Below are 18716 nucleotides of genomic sequence, written 5' to 3' on the forward strand. Positions count from 1 at the left end.
AAACTCCGCAGGAACCCGCAGTCAGCATTTCTCAATGCGAGATCAGATGACCCTCGCGGGTAAATCCTGAGACGTTTTGAATCATGTCTGCCGGCCTGCATGCCGGCAGTCCTTCGCGAGGCGTCGAACAAGCCGCAGGGCTTGTTCTTGGTCCGCGCTCAGTGTTTCCGGGTGATGCCGGGCCGGGCCTGGGCCGCTGATTCCCAAGTGCCGCTGCGAAACCAGGGGTCGTCCTGCAGCGCTGCGCGCAGCATCGGCAGCGCATCCTGGCCCCAGAACAGCCGGCCTTCGAACTCGACAGTCGGCACGCCGAAGACGCCCAGAGCCAGTGCCGCCTCGGTCTCGCTGCGCAGACGCTGCTTGACGGCCTCGCCGGCCGGATCCTGCGCGGGCGCAAGGCGTTCGGCCAGCGCGGCGATGCGGGCGGCGTCACTGGCGTCGGCACCGGCGCCACGCCAGACGTGATGAAACAGCTGCTCGACGACCCAGCGCCCCGGCGTGTCGCCCGGCTGGCCTTGCGGCGCCGCACAGGCCCAGGCCAGGCGCAGCAGGGGCAAGGGGTTGAAGGGATGCTGAGCCGGCGGGTCCAGCACGACGCCCTGGGCGTGCGCCAGCCAGGCCACCTGGCGGAAGGTCCAGCGCCGCTTGGCCTCGATCTCGGCCGGGCCCTTCTGGCCCAGGGCCTGCAGCAGGGCCGCAAACAGGATAGGCCGGTAGACGACCTCGACGCTGTGGCCCGCCAGCGCTTCGGGCAGGGCCTCGAAGCCCAGGGCCGCGTAGGGCGAGATGGGGTCGAAATAGAAGGTGAGCCGCTTCATCGATCCTGTTCCTCGCTGTGGGGCCAGGGCCCCAGCCAAAGGCCGTGGCGATGCATTTCGACGCGCCTCTCGGGCAACTGGTCGAGGATGTGGCGCTGCACGGTCTCGGGCGCTCCGCCCCAGCCGGCAATCTCATTGATGCTGCGCCCGCAGCCGCGACACCAACCGCTGGCTGCATCCATCTGGCAGACGTTGACGCAGGGCGAAATGACCGCAGGTTTCATGCTTGGACGACGTCGATGACGGGCGCGCCCGTCAGCTTCTCCAGCTCGCTGGGCGTCAGCTTGAACACGCCATTCGGATGCCCGGCCGCGGCCCAGATGATGTCGAAGCGGAACAGCTCGCGGTCGATGAAGAGTTGAGGGGGTGCCGCGCCATCACTGGGTGCGAAGCCGGCCGGTGACACGCCACCGATGGAGAAGCCGGTGCGCGCCTTGACGAAGTCGGCGTCGGCGCGGCCCAGAGCGCCCGTGTGGGGCTTGAGCTTGGCCTCGTCGACACGCCTGTCGCCCGAGGTGATGACGAGAACGGCCGCGTCATCGGCCTTGCGCCGGAAGACGACGGACTTGGCGATCTGGCCCAGGGTCACGCCCAGGGCGTCGGCGGCCTCCTGGGCGGTGCGGGCCGCAACGTCCAGCCACAGCGGCCGGTGGGGATGGGCCAGGGCGGTGAGCGCGGCGCTGACGCGCAGGAAGCCTTCGGGTCGGGTATCGCGGAGATCGGTATCAGCCATGGCCGCAATTGTGTCGCGGCCGGCGCCCGCCACGTCAGTCGCGGTCCTTGCCCTTGTGCTTGCCATGGCCCTTGCCATGGCCTTTGCCCTGGTCGTTATCGTCGCCCCGCCGCTCGTAGCGCTCCTGGTACCAGTCCTCGCGGACGAAGTAGACCGGCATGCCGCAGGCGTTGTACTTGGCGCAGTGCTTGTCCCAGTGCTTCTGGTGGCCGGGCGGGATGCGCATATAAACGGGCTCGACATGCACCGGCCGCCGCTGTACCCAGACGGGCTCGCGCAGCACGACGGGCGGCGGCGCCGTCTGGCCGATGTCGATGCGGCCGTAGAAGCCGGGCTGGCCGACCTGGATGGACACACCGACGTCGGTAGCCTGGGCGGCGCCAGCAATCAGCAGCAGCGTGATGAGGGGCAGGATCTTCTTCATGGTGTCTCCTTGCTTCAGGCCAGGTTTCAAGCTTAAGGCAGCGTGAAATCGAAATCGTAGAAATGCTGGTGGCCTTCAACGCGGATGTTCATGCGGCCCGCCAGGCCGGCCAGTGCGCCGGTCCCGGAGTCTGGCACAACGGTGATGGCGAGGCTGGGCGTGCCGCGCTCCATCAGGCCGTGATGCACGAGGGCGAAGCTACCCTCGCGGCCTTCCAAGCTGCCGGTCACGGTCTCCAGCGCCACATAGGCCGCCGAGCCGGCGATGCTGCCGTGCGTGGCCAGCATCTGGCCGGCGCCACGGGCCTCGAGGGCGCCGCGATATTGCTTGTCCAGCACCATCCGGCCGAGGGCCGGACTTGCCGCCTCGGCAGCCTGGGCCGTCATCCCCACCGTGAACTCACCGCTGACCGTCGCCATCACCACTCTCCTTCGAGCCGGGCCGGCTCGCCAACGCCGATTCGACCACGGGCTGCCCCTCGGCGGCGAGGGGTGTGAACAGTGGCTTGGCGACCCGCACGGGGATGACATCCAGTCGGGCCTGCAGCACCGTGTAGTCCTCGCCGCCGCCGCGGACGGCACTGCGCCAGCCTACGAAGCCAGGGGCACGGCGCAGCCGGAACTCGAAGCCCACGTCGGGCGCCGGATCGTCGGCGTGCGGACGGGCGCGGTAAGCGAGGCCGCCCACCTCGGGCTCGGGGCCGTCCAGCAGCTGCGTCAGCGCGCCGAGGATGCAGCCGTCGCCGAGGATGTCGAGGAAGAACCGGTCGGACTGCAGGCGCGGCTTGAAGTCCGGGGCGCCAGGGTCGATGCGGGGCTCGCGCTGCTTGTGCGGCGCCGGCGTCGTCTCGCCGCTGGCCAGGTCGTGGCAGTCGCCATGGTCGAGATAGGACAGGCGCACGCCCTGCAGGTTGAAGGCCGGCAGCGCGGCGTCGCGCGTCGCGTCGCCAAGATCGACGAGGACGGCACCGCTGCCGCCGATGACCTCAAGTTGCCCGCCCTTGATGACGACGGCCGCGTTCTCGTCCACACCGAGGCCCAGGCGGCAGCCCAGGGACTGCAGGGCCGGCAGCATGCGGCCGATGCGGCCGCGCTTGAGGAAATGCTGGTCAATCAGCAGGTCGGGGCCGAGGAAGGCCAGGCCCCGGTCGTATTCCAGGCCCGGCCGCCACTGGCCCTTGAGAACGGCCAGGCTGTCCATCGCATCGCGGAACATCATGCGGCTCATGACCGCGGCACCGGCACTGGTGCCAGCGATGACGCCGCCACGCTCGAAGACCTGTCGGATGGCCGTCAACATCGCCGTTGGCTCGCCGCCCGGCTGCAGCGTGTCGACGATGAGCTCCTGGGCGCCACCGGAGAAGAAGACGGCGCGGCAGGCAGCGACGCGGGCGATCAGGGCCGTATCGTGCAGCGTTCCCTGCAGATCTCCCTCTTCGAGATTGGGGGCGACGGGAATGATCTCGGCGTGCGCGCCGCAGCGCTCCAGCGCAGCGGCGATCTGGGCCGCGACGCGCTCCGGCTCATAGGCCGCGGTCGGAAAGACGGCGATGGACGCACCGGCGCCCCCGGCCTCGTCGACGATGCGCTGCCAGACGGCGTCGCTGTCAGCTTTGAGCGCGCCACCAATGACGATGACGGTGCCGACGGGGGAGTGGCTGTGCAAGATGGGTGCCGGGCAGGCGCAGTTCACGAGCCCGACATCTTGGCAGGCTCCCGCGCAATCCGACAGCGGGTCAGGCCCGAGGAAAAGCAACGCTTGTGACCAAGCGCTGCTGCCGGCTGCCGATTCACTGGCCCGAGGGCGCCGACGCTGCGGGAACGCTCGTGGCGGGCAGGCTGGCCGCAGGCTTGGGCGGCCCCGACCAGCCGCCATACAGCGGCATCGGCAGGCGCACGGGGCTGATGTCGAGGTAGAGGTTGGTGACCGTGAACTGTTCGCCGCCGAATTCCTCGGTGCTCCAACCCAGCGAGTCCGAGCCCTTGTAGAGGCGGAACAGGAAGCCGAGCTCGGCCAGCGGGTCGTTGGTGCGCGGCAGCACGTCGAAGGCCAGACCCTTGACCTCCTTGCGCACGCTGTCGATGAGGCGTGTCATCGCGTTGGAGATGGTCGAGTCGCCCATCATGTCGAGGTGGAAGACATCGTCGATGTAGCTCGGCTTGAAGTTGGGCGACTCGGCGTCGTGCAACTCGCCGCGCAGCTTGGGCGCCGACGGCGTCGCCGAGCGCGCGCGCAGGTGGTAGCGGTCGCCGTGCTCGAGGTAGGACAGGCGAGCGCCCTGCACGTTGAAAGCGCCCAGCGAGGGATCGCTCTTGGCCTCGGTCAGGTCCACGACCAGGCAGCCGCGGTCGCCGATGACCTCGATCTCGTCACCGCGGATGATGGCGGCGGTGTTCTCGTCCACGCCCAGGCCGAGCTTGTAGCCCTTGGCCATCATCAGCGGGATCATGCGGCCGAAGCGGCCGCGCTTGAGGAAATGCTGGTCGACGAACAGATGAGGGCCGACGAAGCCCAGCCCGCGATCGATCTGCTTGCCATCCGAAAAGCGGCCCTTGAGGATGTTGATGTTGCTGGGCGGGTCACGGAACATCACGGTGCTCATGATGGCCGCACCGGCGGAAGTGCCGGCGATGACGCCGCCCTTGCGGTAGACGTCCCAGATCGCCTCCAGCATGGGCGTGCTCTGGCCACCGGGCTGCAGCACATCGACGATGCGCTCCTGCACGCCGCCCGTGAAGAAAATGCCCTTGGCGGCCTTGACCTTGGCGATCAGGGCCGGGTCGCGCACGACCTTGCTCAGGTCCACCCACAGGAACTTGGGCGCCACCGGCAAGGCCTCGGCCACGGCGCCTCGGCGCTGCAGCAGATCCACGATCTGCTTGGCGCTGGCCTCGGGATCCTCACTGGCTGTGCCGAAAACGACGAAGCGCGCGCCCTTGCCGCCGGCCAGTTGAACGATGCGTTGCCAGACCTCTTCGTTGTCGGCCTTCAGCGCGCCGCCAATCGGCACGGCATAGCCGCGGATGGCGGGCTCGGACTCGGGCAGTGGCTGCAGCGCCCCGGAGGCCTGTGCCGGACCGGCTTGAACGGCCGACGCGGCCTTGGCGGGCGCCGGTGCCGCAGCGCGTGGTGCCGATGCCGAGGCCGGCGCCGACGGACGCAGCAGCCTGAAGCCTTGCGGCGCGCTCGCCGCCGGTGCCGTCGCCGGCGGAGCCGCCTGTACGCCCATGGCTGCCGCCATTGCCGCCACACCGGCCCAGATCCATGCCCTCATGCCCACACCCCTCCTTGGTCAGACCGCGCATGATGACAGAGCGCCGATGACCGTTCGCCCCTAATTCGAACGACGAGGGCGTGGCGCGCACGAGACGAATCGCCGGCTTGGAGCCCGGCAGCTAGCGCCGCCGTGCCTAGACTCGCCCGAACCACGGAGAGTCGCCCATGAAAACCCCCTGCCCTTCCCGCATTGCCGTCACTGCTGCTGCAGCGGCCCTGCTTGCGCTGAGCTGCGCTGCCCAGGCCCAGTCGACGCTGGAGCGCGTCGAGATCACCGGCACGGCGATCAAGCGCATCGAAGGCGAGACGGCGCTGCCGGTGCAGGTCATCACGCGGGGCGAAATCGACAAGGCCGGCGTGACGACGGCCGCCGAGCTGATCGCCCGCATCAGCGCCAGCGCCAACAACCTGACCGACGGCGGCAGCGTGGCCTATGGGGGCTTTCGCGACCAGATGGGCTTCAACGCCGCCAACCTGCGCGGCCTGGGCGTGTCGTCCACCCTTGTGCTGCTGAACGGCCGGCGCGTGGCCAACTTCGCTTCGCCCGGCGACGCGGCCGGCGTGGACCTGAACAGCATCCCGGCCGCCGCCATCCAGCGCGTCGAGATCCTGCTCGACGGCGCCTCGTCGCTGTACGGCTCGGACGCCATCGGCGGCGTCATCAACTTCATCACCCGCAAGGACTTCTCCGGCATCGAAATCAACGCATTGGCCGGCAGCACCACCGAAGGCCACGGCGCGGCCAAGCGCTCGGCGACCGTGGCCGGTGGCTTCGGCGACTTCGGTCGCGACGGCTTCAATGTCTTCGGTGTACTGGACGTGCAGAAGACCAGCAGCCTGAACGCCTCCAAGCGCCAGTTCATCAAGGACCTGGACATCCCGGGCCGGCTGCCAGACCTGCTGTCCAGCGCGAGCTTCCCCGGCAATATCCGGCTGTCCAACTACCAGCGCGACACGCTGATCGGCGAGGGCTACAGCAGCAACGGCAGCACGGTCATCGACTCCAAGACCGTCAACCCGGCCGCCGCCGCGGGCTGCAACCCGCCCGCCAGCCTCTACCTGCCTGACGGCATTGGTGGCGCGGACGGTTGCACCTTTGACTACATGCGCGATATCGAGCTGTATCCGAAGTCGAAGAAAAGCAGCATCTTCGGCCGCGGCATCTTCAACCTCGGCGGCGGCCACCAGGCCTTTGCCGAGGTGTCGCTGGCAAGGGCGCGCACCCTCTACACCGGCACGCCCAACCGCGTGGACGCCGACATGGACGTGTCGCGCGTGCCGGCCTTTGCAGGCAGCGCGCTGAACAGCCTGGACGCCGACGACGAGGAACGCATCATCACCGTGCGCACCCGCCTGTCCGAAGCCGGCCTGCGCACCAGCGAGCTGGTGTCGACCACCCAGCGCGTCGTGGCCGGCATGACCGGCCTGGTGAGCGGCTGGGACTATGAATGGGCGCTGAACCACAGCACCAGCAAGGTCTCTGACCGGGACTTCCAGGGCTATCTGAACGAGCAGATGATCCTGGACGGCTTCGCGAACGGCACGCTGAACCCCTTTGGCCCGTCCAGCGCTGCCGGCCTGGCCCTGTATGAGAAGTCGCAGATCCGCGGCGAGGTGCGCCACGCCACCGGCAACATGGACAGCCTGGACTTCAAGGCCTCCAAGGCGCTGACGAAGCTGGCGGGCGGCGACCTGGCCGTGGCCATCGGCGGCGAGTACCGGCGCGAGAAGCAGAACTACCACCAGTCCGACGCGCTCAAGCAGGACCTCATCCTCGGCGAGACCACGCAAGGCCCCGACTCCGACTTCGGCAAGTCGCGCAAGGTCGGCGCCGTGTTCGGCGAGCTCAGCGCGCCCATCACCAAGCAGCTGGAGCTGTCGGCCGCGCTGCGCTATGAGAAATACCAGGTCAGTGGCGGTGCGGCCAGCCCGAAGATCGGCCTGAAGTACGTGCCGATGCCGGAGCTGCTGCTGCGCGCCTCCATCGGCAAGGGCTTCCGCGCGCCCAGCCTGTCGGACCTGTACCGCCCCGTCACCGAAGGCTCGTCGGCCACGCTGGTCGACCCGGTCTGCCTGGCCGCCGACCCGAGCAACACGCCCACCGACTGCTCGGACATCTGGGTCACGCTGAACTTCAGCAATGCCAAGCTCAAGCCCGAGAAATCGCGCCAGTATTCGCTGGGCATCGTCTTCGAACCCCGGCGCGGTGTCAGCCTCAATGCCGACTACTGGAACATCGAGAAGACCAACCTGATCAGCACGCTGGGCGTGGACGTCATCCTGGGCAACCTGGCCAAGTACGGCAGCCTGGTCCACCGCGATGAAGACGACGCCATCGAGGCCATCGACCTCTTCAAGGAGAACCGCGGCAAGCAGCGCATCTCCGGGCTGGACCTCGGTGTGAACCTGAGCGGCCTGAAGACCGGCTTCGGGCAGTTCGGCCTGCGCATCAACGGCACGCTGACGCTGAAGTCGCAGCAGCAGACCGGCGACGGCGACCCCTTCGTCAGCAACCTCGGTGTTTTCATCAACGACGGTGTCGTGCAGCGCTGGCGCCACACGGTCAGCCTGGATTGGGAAACTGGCCCCGTGTCTATGACGTTGTCCAACAGCTATCTGCAGGGCTACAACGACCAGCACATCATCGGCAAGCCCGACCGCAAGGTGTCGGCCTATTCGCTGTGGAATATGTCGGCCGGCTGGGAGGCCAGCAAGTCGACCACCCTGCGCGTCGGCGTGCAGAACATGCTCAACAAGGCGCCGCCGTTCTCGCAGCAGGCCTGGTTCTTCCTGTCCGGCTACGACCCGAGCTACACCGACCCGCGCGGGCGCTACATCTACGCCAGCTTGAAGTACGCCTTCAGGTGACGAGTGCGCGCACCCAGTCCGGCAGGGCGATGGCCTTGTCGGTCTGGGCGTCGAACCACAGCGTAGTCGCGCCACCCTCGGCGCAGATGACGCCGGGTTCGTCGGCGCGCTCCAGCGTGATCCAGGTCTCGAAGCTGGTACGGCCCGCGTCGCTGACGTAGTGCCTGGCCAGCACCTCACCCGGGCATTTAAGCTGGCGATAGAAGTTGCAGAAGGCGTTGACGATGACCGGCCCCTGCCCGCCCGGATTGGGCGCGGCGCCGATCTGCGTCAGCCAGTCCACACGCGCGATCTCCAGGTAGCGGAAATACAGCGTGTTGTTGATGTGGCCCATCGCATCCATGTCGCCCCAGCGCATGGGAATGCGCACCTCATAGGTGAGCTTCTTGTCGACCGGGACGAGATACCTCACGGCGTGATGCCGAGGTCAGCGGCGATGCGGTTGACGAGGCTGCGCAGCGCGGCGACCTCGGCGCGCAACAAGGCAACCTCTTCATCGCGAGGTTGACCCACCGCCGCGGCCTGCTCGAACGACGCCACCGGCCCGCACAGCAGATGCGCCCAGCGCGCCTCGCGGGCGCCGGGCGCCTTGGGCAGCTTGACGGCCATAGGCTGCTCGCGCTCGGCCAGCTCCTCCAGAAAGCCCTCCACCGACGACACATCGGCAAAGCGGTGCAGCCTCTCGGTGTTCTGGCGCAGTTCGGCCGCCGTCTGCGGGCCGCGCAGCATCAGCTGGGTCAGCAGCGCCATCGCGGCGCCGGGCACGCCCATGCCGCGCGCAAAGTTGTGCTCGTAGCGCACGACGCGGCTGCCGCTGACCGTCGTGACCAGGTGCAAGGCCTTCAGTTCCTCCACGGTGGCCAGCACCTCGGCTTCGCTGACGTCCATGACCGGGTCACGCGCCGTTTTCTGGTTGCAGCCCGAGGTCAATGCATTGGCCGACAGCGGATAGCTGTCCGGTACGGTGCTTTCCTTCTCGACGAGAACGGCAAGGACGCGGGCCTCCAGCGGGGTCAGGTCTCGCTTCAACATCAAACTCCGAAGCCGTCGTCAGCCTGGATCACTGCACCGTTGATGAAATGGCTTTCGGTGGCGCACAACATCAGCAGTGACGTATCCAGATCCTTCGGCTGGCCGACGCGCTTCCTGGGCAGCATGTCGACCAGCTTCTTGCCCTGCTCGGTGCCCCAGTGGTGGTGGTTGATCTCGGTGTCGATATAGCCCGGGCAGATGGCGTTCACGTTGATGCCGTAGCGGCCCCACTCCAGCGCCATCGCTCGCGTCATGTGGATGACCGCGGCCTTGCTCATCGCATAGACGCCAATCTGGCCCAGCACACGCAGGCCGGCCATGGACGCGACGTTGACGATGCGCCCACCGATGAAGGTGCCCGGCGCCGAGCCGCGCGCGCGGGCCAGCATGCGCTTGCCCACCTCCTGCGCGACGAAAAAGGCGCCGCGCGTGTTGGTGTCCATCACGTAGTCGTAGTCGTTCTCGGTGACGTCGGTGAGGCGCTGCGTCGTGGACACGCCGGAGTTGTTGATCAGGATGTCCAGCGTGCCGACTTCGGTCTCGGCGTGGGCCACCGCGCTCTTGATGCTGGCCACGTCGGTCACGTCCAGCTGCACCACATGGGCGTCACCGCCATTGCCCTCGATTTCGGCGCGCAGGTCCTTCAGCCGCTCGACTCGCCGGCCCGCCAGCACGACGCAGGCACCGGCCTGGGACAGGGTCCTGGCGAATTGCGCGCCCAGGCCGCTGGACGCACCGGTGATCAAGGCCACGCGGCCTTCGAGATTGATGGAGTAACTCATGGGACTGCCTTCCGAGTGGGTTGCGTCCATCCTACCGGTCTAGACCGCCCAACCTAAAAAAGCACGATCGTTCGATTCGCAATCCAGCCTCTCTAGAATCGCGCGCAATTCAAAAGCTGACGGAGAACCTGCATGACGTCCGAAGAGATCCTCGCCCAGTTCGGCCCCCGCGAGTCCATGGAATACGACGTGGTCATCGTCGGTGGCGGCCCGGCCGGCCTGGCTACGGCCATCCGCCTGAAGCAGCTCAAGCCCGATGCCAACATCGTCGTGCTGGAGAAGGGCTCTGAGCCTGGCGCCCACATCCTGTCGGGCGCCGTGATGGACCCGCGTGCGATGGAGGAGCTGTTCCCGAACTGGAAGGAACTCGGCGCGCCGCTGAACCAGGCCGTGTCCGGCGACGACGTGCTGTTTCTGTCCGAGACGGGCAGCCAGCGCACGCCCGACTGGCTCGTGCCTCGCAATTTCCACAACCACGGCTGCTACGTCATCAGCCTGTCCGACGTCGTCAAGTGGATGGCGCAGCAGGCGGAAGGCCTGGGCATCGAGATCTTCCCGGGCTTCGCCGCCGCCGAGGTGCTGTACGACGAACAGGGCCGTGTGAAGGGCGTGGCCACCGGCAATATGGGCCTGGGCAAGGACGGCGAGCCGACCGACCACTTCCAGCTCGGCATGGAACTGCTCGGCAAGTACACGGTGTTTGCCGAAGGCGCGCGCGGCCATCTGGGCAAGCAACTGCTTGAGAAGTTCAAGTTGACCGAAGGCAAGGACACGCAGACCTACGCCATCGGCGTGAAGGAGCTGTGGGAGGTTCCGGCGGACAAGGCCCAACCCGGCAAGGTCGTGCACACGGCCGGCTGGCCGATGGAGGGCGACACCTTCGGCGGCGGCTTCCTCTACCACCTGGAAAACAACAAGGTCACGCTGGGCTTCGTCATCGGCCTGGACTACGACAACCCCTTCATGAGCCCGTTTGAAGAGATGCAGCGCTGGAAGGCCCATCCGGCCATCCGCGCCCACATCGAAGGCGGCAAGCGCATCGGCTATGGCGCCCGCGCCATCAACAACGGCACGCCGCAGGCCCTGCCCAAGACGGTGTTCCCGGGCGGCTGCCTGATCGGCTGCGATGCCGGCTACCTGAATGCCGCGCGCATCAAGGGCAGCCACGCAGCCATCAAGAGCGGCATGCTGGCCGCCGAGGCGTTGGCACCCGCGCTGGACGCCGGCCGCGCCCAGGACGAGCTCGCCGCGTACCCCGAAGCCTTCGAGAAGAGCTGGCTGAACGAGGAACTGCAGCAGACGCGCAACTTCAAGCTCTGGTTCAAGAAGGGCAAGACGACCGGCCAGTTGATGACCGGCATCGAGCAGTGGTTGCTGCCCAAGCTCGGCATCAAGAACCCGCCCTGGACGCTGCACAACTACAAGGGCGACCACGAGTCCCTGCGCCCGGCGGCCGAGTGCAAGCCGATCGCCTATCCCAAGCCCGACGGCAAGCTGACCTTCGACCGCCTCTCCTCGGTGTTCATCTCCAACACCAACCACGAGGAAAACCAGCCCGCCCACCTGACGCTGAAGAACAACTCGGTGCCGGTGCAGGTCAACCTCGCCAAATACGCCGGCCCCGAAAGCCGCTACTGCCCGGCGGGCGTCTACGAGTTCGTGCCCAACGAGGGCGGCAGCGGCGAGCGGCTGCAGATCAACGCGCAGAACTGCGTGCACTGCAAGACCTGCGACATCAAGGACCCGACGCAGAACATCGTCTGGGTCACGCCCGAGGGCGGCGGCGGGCCGAACTACGCGGGCATGTAAGCCCTCTTGCAATGCAAGCACCCTGGCCGATAGACTGTTTTTTCATACAGCCATCAGCCAGGAGTCGGCGTGAGCAACGGAACCATCAGGGTCGGTATCGGCGGCTGGAACTTCGAGCCCTGGCGCGACAACTTCTATCCCAAGGGCTGGCCGCAGGCCCGTGAGCTGGAATATGCGAGCCAACGCCTCACGGCCATCGAGATCAACAGCACCTACTACGGCGCGCAGAAGCCCGCCACCTTCGCCAAGTGGCGCGATACGGCACCCGCCGGCTTCATGTTCTCGCTCAAGGCCATCCGCTTCGCGACCCAGCGCCGCGTGCTGGCCGACGGGGCAGACTCCATCAAGCGCTTCGTCGACAGCGGCATCGCCGAGCTCGGCGACAAGCTCGGGCCCATCGTCTGGCAGTTGGCGCCGACGCACCGCTTCGACGCTGGCGATCTGACGGCCTTCCTGGAACTGCTGCCTGCTCAAGTCGATGGCCTGAAGCTGCGCCATGCACTGGACGTGCGCCATGCCAGCTTCCAGTGCCCCGAATACCTCGCGCTGGCCCGCCAGTACAAGGCCGCGACGGTGTTCACCGAGTCCGACGACTACCCGCCGATTGCCGAGCCGACGGGCGACTTCGTCTACACGCGCATCATGCGCACGCACTCGGAAGAGGCGCTGGGCTGCAAGCCCGAGGTCTTCCCGCAACTGGCCGGGTCGGCGCGCATCTGGAGCGAGGGCGGCGAGCCCGAGGGCGTGCCGCGCATCGAACCCGCACCCACGGCGAGCACGGCGCCGCGCGATGTCTTCGTCTACTTCATCAGCGGTGCCAAGGAGCGGGCGCCGCATGCCGCGATGGCGCTGCGCCGGGCGCTGGGCGAAGAGGTCCCTGTCTAGGCCTCCAATCGCGTCATCCATTCAGCCGTAGCGCGTTCTTCGGCCCGCTCGGAGGCCGCGAGCGCCTCGCGAATGCGCTGGCGTTCCACCGCCGCGCGGTTCTGGCTCATCTTGAGCTTGAGTTCCCAGCGCGTCACGCGGATGCGAAAGCCGACGATGGCACCCAGCAGCTTGCGCTGGTAGTCCTCGTTGAGGCCACGCCACTGCTCGGCGTACTCGGGCTCGAAGCGGCCGATCAGCCGCTTCAGCAGCCCATCCTTGTCGACCTGGCCGTCGATCAACTCGATGTCGCCATAGGCATGCAGGGCCGCATAGTTCCAGGTCGGCACGTTCTGCACCGCGTCATAGTGGCTCGGGCTGATGTAGGCGCTCGGGCCGCTGAAGACGGCCAGCAGGCTCTTCTGCTGTGACAGCCAACCCCAGTGCGGATTGGCGCGTGCCATATGGCCTTCCAGCACAAGGCCGTCCTGCTGCGGCACGACGACCAGCGGCAGATGACTGCCGAAGCTCTCGCCCTGCGCATCCGGCCCGATCAGCAAGGCCAGCGGATGCTCGGCGATCAGGCGCAATGCATGGTCGAGGTCGGCAGACTTGAAATGGGCGGGCAGGTACACGGTGGCTCCAGCAAAACGAGGCTTCTATCATCGCCGCCATGCAAACCGAGGCCGCGCTGCGGACATTGAAACCCCTGAATACGGCGACTGACGAAGAGGTCGCCGCCGAGGTGCCCGTGGCGCTGACGGTCAACGACATCTCGCAGGCCGTCATGCTGGCCACGCCGGCCGATCTGGAGGACTTCGCCCTCGGCTTCGGCCTCGCGGAAGGTTGGTTCACGTCGCGGCGCGAACTGCTGGACGTCGAGATCGAGACCCGGCCCGAAGGCATCGAACTGGCCCTGACGGTGACCGCCGCCTGCGAGCAGCGCCTGAAGGTGCGCCGGCGCACCCTGGCAGGCCGCACCGGCTGCGGCCTGTGCGGCGTCGAAAGCCTGGCCCTGCTTGGCGCGCTGCAACCCGCCGCCGTCAGCGCGCCAACGCTGGCCCCGCAGGCGCTGGACCGGGCGCTGGCCGCCCTGCCCGCCGCCCAGGTGCTGAATGCGCGTTGCGGTGGCCTGCACGGTGCGGCATGGTGCCTGCCCAGCGGTGAACTGCTGCTGGTGCGCGAGGATATCGGCCGCCATAACGCACTCGACAAGCTGACCGGTGCCCTCGCCCGCTGCGATGCCGACGCACGCAAGGGCTTCGTGCTGATGTCCAGCCGAGCCAGCTTCGAGCTCGTGCACAAGACGGCGATGGCCGGCGTCGGCCTGCTGGCCTGCATGTCGGCTCCCAGCAGCCTGGCCATCGCGACGGCGCGCGGCCTGGGGCTGGAGCTCTGGGCCTTCGTGCGCGAGGGCCGCGCGACGCGCTACGCCTGACGGTCGCTCAGCGCCATCGGCTCTGACGTTCGGGTTTCGCCTTCGCCGGCCAGGAAGCAGCGAATGACGATCTGATCGCGGCCGCAGCGCTTGGCTTCGTACAAGGCGTCGTCAGCCGCGGCGTACATGGCCTCCGGCGTCAGGTTGGAGCTCGGCGCGGCCCACCAGGCCAGGCCGAAGCTGGCGGTCACAACGCGCTGAGGGCTGCCCTCGTGAGGCAGAGCCAGGGCGTGCAGGGCAGCGCTGAGCTGGCTGACGAAATGCTCGGCCGTCTCGGCCGACGTGGCCGAGAAGATCACGCCGAACTCCTCGCCGCCCAGGCGGAACAGCGCATCGGTCGAGCGCTTGAGGGAGTCCTTGAGCGTCTGCGCCAGGGCCTTGAGGACGGCATCGCCGGCCTGGTGGCCGTAGCGGTCGTTGTAGGCCTTGAAATGATCCACGTCGAGCATGCACAAGGCCACGGCCTGGCCGCGCTGGGCGCCGGCCAGGGCGGCCAGGCAGACATCATTGAAATGACGCCGGTTGAAGGCGCCGGTCAGGGCGTCGACGATGGCCAGGTCGCGCAACTGGCGGTTTGCCGCCTCCAGGGCGCGGGCATCGTCATACAGCCGCTGCTCGTCAGCCTTGCGGCGGGAGATGTCCATGTGCGTGCCGGCCAATCGCAGCGGGCGCCCCTGGGCGTCACGCTCGAAGACGCTGCCGTTGCTCTGCACCCAGACCCAGTGGCCCTCGGCATGGCGCATGCGGAACTCGGCGGTGTAGCGCTCGTCCGCACCGCTGAAATGGCGCTTCATCGCCAGGTTGGACTCGATGAGGTCGCCGGGATGGCAGAGTCTTTCCCAGGTCGTGCTCGTCACAGGTTCGAGTTCGGCGCGGCTGCGGCCCAGCATCCGGGCCCAACGCTCGTTGATGTCGAGCCGGCCGGTGTCGATATGCCAGTCCCAGGTGCCGGCCGCCGTGCCGTCCAGCACATTGGCCATGCGCTGGCGATCCTCGGCCAGGTCAGCCTCGGTCCGCTCCAGGCGGCGCCTGACGACGAGGCTGCGCGCCACCGCCAACGCGACGAGCAGGGTTGCCAGGCTGCCTGCGGCCAGGACCAGTAGCGGTGTTCTGTCACCTTCCCCAGCCAGCACGCCGGGCCGGGGCCTGAGCACCAGTTGCCAGGGGCGCCCGCCCACGTCGATGCTCAGCGCCGTGTCGCGCTCGTCGGACTGGAAGGGTTCACTGCCGGCCGATGAATAGATGAGCCGGTGCTTCTCCTCCTGGTCGAAGACGAAGACATCCAGGCCATTGGCGTCGGCCCGCAGCGCCGCCTCGGCCATCAGCGTCGGCAGCTCGATGACGCCGGCCAGGAAACCCGTCAGCTCGCGGCGACGCGCCTCGACGCCCGTCGGCTGCGAGATCCGGTAGACCGGCGCGGACACCGCGAAGCCGCTGATGGCGGCCGCCTGCTGGCCAAGCCGGATCAACGGAAATGTCTCGGACGCGATGGGCACGCCGGCATCGCGGGCGAGCAGCTTGGAGCGCATGCGGCGCGGGTCGAAGGCCATGTCCACACCAACGGCGGAGCCGTTCTCGGGCCAGGAATAGCGCACCGGCACATGCACGTCGCGCTCGTGCGCGGCGATGAACCCCTCGCCCTGGTATTGCGGCGCCGGCTCGACGACGCGATAGCCCGGTTGCTCCAGATTCGCCTGCCTCTCGAACTCAGCCAGCTGCGCATGCGGCACGACGGGCTGCCACTCCAGCAGGGTCAGGGCCGAGGAATCGGTGACCAAGCCGGCGCCATAGCGTGCGAATTGAGCGCGCGTCAGCCCCGGTTGGGCCGACAACATCCGGCTGGCCGCCTGCAGCGTCTCCACCACCCTCACCAATTGCAGATCAAAGGCGCCGACGACGCTCTGCCCCATCGCGTTCAACAGCTCGCGCTGCTGGCCCGCAGCCTTCAGCGCCAGCGAGCGGTAGGCGCCCACGCTACCTGCCAGGCCCATCACCAAGATGAGCACGACCAGCGCCGCGTCCACGATCCAGGGCCAGAGTCGACGGCGCGACGGACTGCCCAGGCTCATGGCCGGGCCTCCAGCGTCGTCACGAGGCGCTCGTAGAACTGCCCCTGCTGGCGCAAGTACTGCGTCGGGTCCTTGACTGCGTGGATGCGGGCTGACGCGCTCAGCGCTTCGGTGCCGGCCTGCCACTCGGGCTCAGCAGCGACCTTGTCGAGCAGTGCGCGCCAGCGCAGAACGGCCTCGGCCGTCATGCCCGCCGGCCCGAGCAGCGCCGACCAGCCCTGCAACTGCTGCATATCGCGCAGGCCGAGCTCGGCGGCGTTCTGCAGTTGCGGCAGCGACCTCAGCCGCCCGTGGGCGGTCGTCATCAATCCACGCAGGGCGCCCGACTGCACGGCCGGCATGATGCTGCGCGCGGTGTTGCAGCTGAAATCCACCTCGCCGTTGAGCAGGGCCTGGGTGGCCAGTGAGTCCTGGCCGAAATGCACCGGCTTGGCCGCGTCGCCCGGCAGGCCGTTCAATGCCAACAGATAGCGCACGGCCAGGTTTTGCAGGGTGCCGGCACCGCTCGTGCTGTAGCGCAACTGCGCTGGCGTCGCGGCGATGGCTGTCAGCAACTCGCGCATGGACACAATGGGCGTGCCGCTGCGAACGGCGCAGATGAGCGGCGCCTGGTCGAGCACGGCCAACACCGTGAAGTCACTCAATGGCGCGGCCGTGCGTGGCGACAGCGCCGGCAGGATGGCAACGCTGCCCACCCGAGCCAGCAACAGCGTCAGGCCATCGGGCGCGGCTTGCCTGACAGCCCGCCCCGCTGCGGCGCCCGATTCAGCCGTCAGATGGACGATCTCGAAGCCCACGCCGCCAACGCGTGTCGCGCTCTGGACGAAATTGCGCGCCGAGCCGTCGGCCTCACCGCCAGCCATGAAGGGCACGAAAAGCCGGACGGTGGTCGGCGACACCGGCAGAGCATGAGTGATGGGCTGCACGGCGCGCGCGGCCGCAGCGGCCAGCAGCGCCCCGGCAAGCACCAGCAGGGTAGCGAAGCCCTGCCTCACCCGATTTATTGTCTTGACCGCCACGTGGCGATCATAAATAACCGAATAAACGGGAGATTTGGCAAATTTGGACTTGAAACGATCAATTCGTGACGAATCGCCCAAAAGCGCCTGTTGAACGCCGAAAAGACAAAGCCCGTCACGAGGACGGGCTTTGATGTGTTTGGAGGAGACGGAGGGATTCGAACCCTCGATTCGCGTTTTAGCGCAAATACTCCCTTAGCAGGGGAGCACCTTCGGCCACTCGGTCACGTCTCCAGCACAGCCCCGCATTCTATACCAGTGCGGAGCACTCTCAGACAGAAATCAGGCCGCGGTAGCGGCTTCCTGATCCAGGTCGAAGGCCTTGTGCAATGCGCGCACGGCCAGCTCCATGTACTTCTCGTCGATGACGACGCTGGTCTTGATCTCGCTGGTCGAGATCATCTGGATGTTGATGCCCTCTTCCGACAGCGCGCGGAACATCTTGCTGGCCACGCCGACATGCGAGCGCATGCCGATACCAACGATGGAGACCTTGCAGATCTTGGGGTCGCCGACGACCTTGCTGGCGTTGGTGGCCGGGCCGACCGTGTTCTGCAGCAGCTCCATCGTGCGCGCGTAGTCGTTGCGGTGCACGGTGAAGGAGAAGTCGGTCTTGCCGTCGTGGGAGACGTTCTGGATGATGACGTCGATGTCGATGTTGGCCTCGGCCACGGGTCCCAGGATCTGGAAGGCGATGCCGGGCTTGTCGGGCACGCCGAGCAGCGTCACCTTGGCCTCGTCACGGTTGAAGGCAATACCCGAAACGACGGCTTGTTCCATGTTCTCGTCCTCTTGTTCGAAAGTGATCAGCGTGCCGGAGGCGGCCTCTTCAGTGATGTCGATGTCCCAGGGTGTGAAGCTGGACAGCACGCGCAGCGGCACGCGGTACTTGCCCGCGAACTCCACGGAGCGGATCTGCAGGATCTTGGAGCCGAGCGAGGCCATCTCCAGCATTTCCTCGAACGTGATGGTGCTCAGGCGCCGCGCCTCGGGCACCACGCGCGGGTCGGTCGTGTAGACGCCGTCCACGTCGGTGTAGATCAGACATTCGGCAGCCTTCATCGCCGCAGCAATCGCCACGGCCGACGTGTCGGAACCCCCGCGGCCCAGCGTCGTGATGTGGCCTTCCGGGTCGATGCCCTGGAAGCCGGTGATGACAACCACCTTCCCAGCGGTCAGGTCAGCACGCACGCGGACATCGTCGATGCTCTCGATGCGGGCCTTGGTGAAGGACGAGTCGGTGGCCACCGGCACCTGCCAGCCGGCATAGCTGACCGCTTCCAGCCCTTCGGCCTGCAGCGCAATGGCCAGCAGACCGACGGAGACCTGCTCGCCGGTGGCGGCGATGGCGTCCATCTCGCGCATCACGGCCGGCGTCATGCTGGCCGGTGACAGTTCCTTGGCCAGACCGAGCAGGCGGTTGGTTTCACCGCTCATCGCCGAGGGCACGACCACCATCTGGTGGCCGGCGCGCACCCATTTGGCGACGCGTTTGGCCACGTTGCGGATGCGATCGGTGGACCCCATCGAGGTGCCGCCGTACTTGTGGACGATCAGAGCCATGTGTTTGAGCGAAGGCTGGAA

18 protein-coding genes and 1 tRNA gene are annotated in these 18716 nt (G+C 67.4%); 4 read left to right on the top strand and 15 right to left on the bottom strand.

Features of this window, described 5'->3' with window-relative positions:
- Window positions 1-158: 158 nt before the first annotated feature.
- The 7 genes from AC1DW0_RS26275 to AC1DW0_RS26305 form a co-directional block, all read right to left on the bottom strand.
- Entirely contained in the window at window positions 159-818 is a 660-nt protein-coding gene (locus AC1DW0_RS26275) for a DsbA family protein (protein WP_477948925.1), read from the bottom strand.
- A complete protein-coding gene (locus AC1DW0_RS26280) occupies window positions 815-1042 on the bottom strand; it encodes a DUF1289 domain-containing protein (RefSeq protein ID WP_477948927.1) in 228 nt (75 codons plus the stop codon). The genes AC1DW0_RS26275 and AC1DW0_RS26280 overlap by 4 nt, the downstream gene beginning before the upstream one ends.
- Window positions 1039-1551: a YbaK/EbsC family protein gene (locus tag AC1DW0_RS26285; protein WP_477948929.1), complete on the bottom strand. Its 513-nt coding sequence runs from the start codon at window positions 1549-1551 to the stop codon at window positions 1039-1041. The genes AC1DW0_RS26280 and AC1DW0_RS26285 overlap by 4 nt, the downstream gene beginning before the upstream one ends.
- Before the next feature lie 34 nt (window positions 1552-1585).
- The gene (locus tag AC1DW0_RS26290; RefSeq protein WP_457355260.1) at window positions 1586-1975 is read right to left on the bottom strand and encodes a hypothetical protein; all 390 of its coding nucleotides are present in this window, start codon (window positions 1973-1975) and stop codon (window positions 1586-1588) included.
- A gap of 32 nt (window positions 1976-2007) precedes the next feature.
- Complete coding sequence (locus AC1DW0_RS26295) at window positions 2008-2394, bottom strand: DUF3224 domain-containing protein (RefSeq protein ID WP_457325824.1); 387 nt, start codon at window positions 2392-2394, stop codon at window positions 2008-2010.
- Window positions 2375-3640 carry a cyanophycinase gene (locus AC1DW0_RS26300; protein WP_477948931.1) on the bottom strand — a complete coding sequence of 422 codons (1266 nt, stop codon included), beginning with the start codon at window positions 3638-3640 and terminating at the stop codon, window positions 2375-2377. The genes AC1DW0_RS26295 and AC1DW0_RS26300 overlap by 20 nt, the downstream gene beginning before the upstream one ends.
- Window positions 3641-3764: 124 nt before the next feature.
- The gene (locus tag AC1DW0_RS26305; protein WP_457355266.1) at window positions 3765-5249 is read right to left on the bottom strand and encodes a cyanophycinase; all 1485 of its coding nucleotides are present in this window, start codon (window positions 5247-5249) and stop codon (window positions 3765-3767) included.
- Between the two features lie 167 nt (window positions 5250-5416).
- On the opposite strand from AC1DW0_RS26305, the gene AC1DW0_RS26310 reads away from it, so the two are divergent.
- Entirely contained in the window at window positions 5417-8119 is a 2703-nt protein-coding gene (locus AC1DW0_RS26310; protein ID WP_477948933.1) for a TonB-dependent receptor, read from the top strand.
- Here the strand turns inward: AC1DW0_RS26310 and AC1DW0_RS26315 are convergent.
- The 3 genes from AC1DW0_RS26315 to AC1DW0_RS26325 are packed head-to-tail and all read right to left on the bottom strand — an operon-like array spanning window position 8112 to window position 9933.
- Entirely contained in the window at window positions 8112-8531 is a 420-nt protein-coding gene (locus AC1DW0_RS26315; RefSeq protein WP_477948935.1) for an acyl-CoA thioesterase, read from the bottom strand. The genes AC1DW0_RS26310 and AC1DW0_RS26315 overlap by 8 nt on opposite strands.
- Window positions 8528-9151, bottom strand: a complete 624-nt coding sequence (locus AC1DW0_RS26320; protein WP_477948937.1) for a YceH family protein — start codon at window positions 9149-9151, stop codon at window positions 8528-8530. The genes AC1DW0_RS26315 and AC1DW0_RS26320 overlap by 4 nt, the downstream gene beginning before the upstream one ends.
- Window positions 9151-9933, bottom strand: a complete 783-nt coding sequence (locus AC1DW0_RS26325; protein ID WP_056197721.1) for an SDR family oxidoreductase — start codon at window positions 9931-9933, stop codon at window positions 9151-9153. The genes AC1DW0_RS26320 and AC1DW0_RS26325 overlap by 1 nt, the downstream gene beginning before the upstream one ends.
- Before the next feature lie 132 nt (window positions 9934-10065).
- On the opposite strand from AC1DW0_RS26325, the gene AC1DW0_RS26330 reads away from it, so the two are divergent.
- Together AC1DW0_RS26330 and AC1DW0_RS26335 are read left to right on the top strand one after the other, a co-directional pair.
- Window positions 10066-11742 carry an electron transfer flavoprotein-ubiquinone oxidoreductase gene (locus tag AC1DW0_RS26330; protein WP_457355273.1) on the top strand — a complete coding sequence of 559 codons (1677 nt, stop codon included), beginning with the start codon at window positions 10066-10068 and terminating at the stop codon, window positions 11740-11742.
- A gap of 69 nt (window positions 11743-11811) precedes the next feature.
- Window positions 11812-12627 carry a DUF72 domain-containing protein gene (locus AC1DW0_RS26335; protein WP_457447330.1) on the top strand — a complete coding sequence of 272 codons (816 nt, stop codon included), beginning with the start codon at window positions 11812-11814 and terminating at the stop codon, window positions 12625-12627.
- Here AC1DW0_RS26335 and AC1DW0_RS26340 read toward each other — a convergent pair.
- Window positions 12624-13241: an FMN-binding negative transcriptional regulator gene (locus AC1DW0_RS26340; RefSeq protein ID WP_056197727.1), complete on the bottom strand. Its 618-nt coding sequence runs from the start codon at window positions 13239-13241 to the stop codon at window positions 12624-12626. The genes AC1DW0_RS26335 and AC1DW0_RS26340 overlap by 4 nt on opposite strands.
- 38 nt (window positions 13242-13279) lie before the next feature.
- On the opposite strand from AC1DW0_RS26340, the gene fdhD reads away from it, so the two are divergent.
- Window positions 13280-14044, top strand: coding sequence for a formate dehydrogenase accessory sulfurtransferase FdhD (gene fdhD, locus AC1DW0_RS26345; protein WP_056197730.1), 765 nt, complete (start codon window positions 13280-13282; stop codon window positions 14042-14044).
- Here the strand turns inward: fdhD and AC1DW0_RS26350 are convergent.
- The 4 genes from AC1DW0_RS26350 to AC1DW0_RS26365 all read right to left on the bottom strand — a co-directional run bounded on the left by AC1DW0_RS26350 (window position 14035) and on the right by AC1DW0_RS26365 (window position 18695).
- Window positions 14035-16113, bottom strand: coding sequence for a sensor domain-containing diguanylate cyclase (locus AC1DW0_RS26350; RefSeq protein WP_477948941.1), 2079 nt, complete (start codon window positions 16111-16113; stop codon window positions 14035-14037). The genes fdhD and AC1DW0_RS26350 overlap by 10 nt on opposite strands.
- Window positions 16110-17108 (bottom strand): tripartite tricarboxylate transporter substrate binding protein, encoded by a 999-nt coding sequence (locus tag AC1DW0_RS26355; protein WP_477948943.1) that lies wholly within the window; start codon window positions 17106-17108, stop codon window positions 16110-16112. The genes AC1DW0_RS26350 and AC1DW0_RS26355 overlap by 4 nt, the downstream gene beginning before the upstream one ends.
- 164 nt (window positions 17109-17272) lie before the next feature.
- Window positions 17273-17366: transfer RNA gene (locus AC1DW0_RS26360), tRNA-Ser, on the bottom strand.
- Window positions 17367-17414: 48 nt separating this feature from the next.
- Complete coding sequence (locus AC1DW0_RS26365; protein ID WP_477948945.1) at window positions 17415-18695, bottom strand: aspartate kinase; 1281 nt, start codon at window positions 18693-18695, stop codon at window positions 17415-17417.
- Between the last annotated feature and the right edge of the window lie 21 nt (window positions 18696-18716).

Source organism: Roseateles sp. P4_D2 (assembly GCF_056401875.1).

Coding starts and splice junctions, on each gene's coding strand:
- AC1DW0_RS26365 (WP_477948945.1), bottom strand. CDS start 18,695: ATGGCTCTGATCGTCCACAAGTACGGCGGCACCTCGATGGGGTCCACC.
- AC1DW0_RS26290 (WP_457355260.1), bottom strand. CDS start 1,975: ATGAAGAAGATCCTGCCCCTCATCACGCTGCTGCTGATTGCTGGCGCC.
- AC1DW0_RS26280 (WP_477948927.1), bottom strand. CDS start 1,042: ATGAAACCTGCGGTCATTTCGCCCTGCGTCAACGTCTGCCAGATGGAT.
- AC1DW0_RS26275 (WP_477948925.1), bottom strand. CDS start 818: ATGAAGCGGCTCACCTTCTATTTCGACCCCATCTCGCCCTACGCGGCC.
- fdhD (WP_056197730.1), top strand. CDS start 13,280: ATGCAAACCGAGGCCGCGCTGCGGACATTGAAACCCCTGAATACGGCG.
- AC1DW0_RS26330 (WP_457355273.1), top strand. CDS start 10,066: ATGACGTCCGAAGAGATCCTCGCCCAGTTCGGCCCCCGCGAGTCCATG.
- AC1DW0_RS26285 (WP_477948929.1), bottom strand. CDS start 1,551: ATGGCTGATACCGATCTCCGCGATACCCGACCCGAAGGCTTCCTGCGC.
- AC1DW0_RS26325 (WP_056197721.1), bottom strand. CDS start 9,933: ATGAGTTACTCCATCAATCTCGAAGGCCGCGTGGCCTTGATCACCGGT.
- AC1DW0_RS26320 (WP_477948937.1), bottom strand. CDS start 9,151: ATGTTGAAGCGAGACCTGACCCCGCTGGAGGCCCGCGTCCTTGCCGTT.
- AC1DW0_RS26295 (WP_457325824.1), bottom strand. CDS start 2,394: ATGGCGACGGTCAGCGGTGAGTTCACGGTGGGGATGACGGCCCAGGCT.
- AC1DW0_RS26305 (WP_457355266.1), bottom strand. CDS start 5,249: ATGAGGGCATGGATCTGGGCCGGTGTGGCGGCAATGGCGGCAGCCATG.
- AC1DW0_RS26310 (WP_477948933.1), top strand. CDS start 5,417: ATGAAAACCCCCTGCCCTTCCCGCATTGCCGTCACTGCTGCTGCAGCG.
- AC1DW0_RS26350 (WP_477948941.1), bottom strand. CDS start 16,113: ATGAGCCTGGGCAGTCCGTCGCGCCGTCGACTCTGGCCCTGGATCGTG.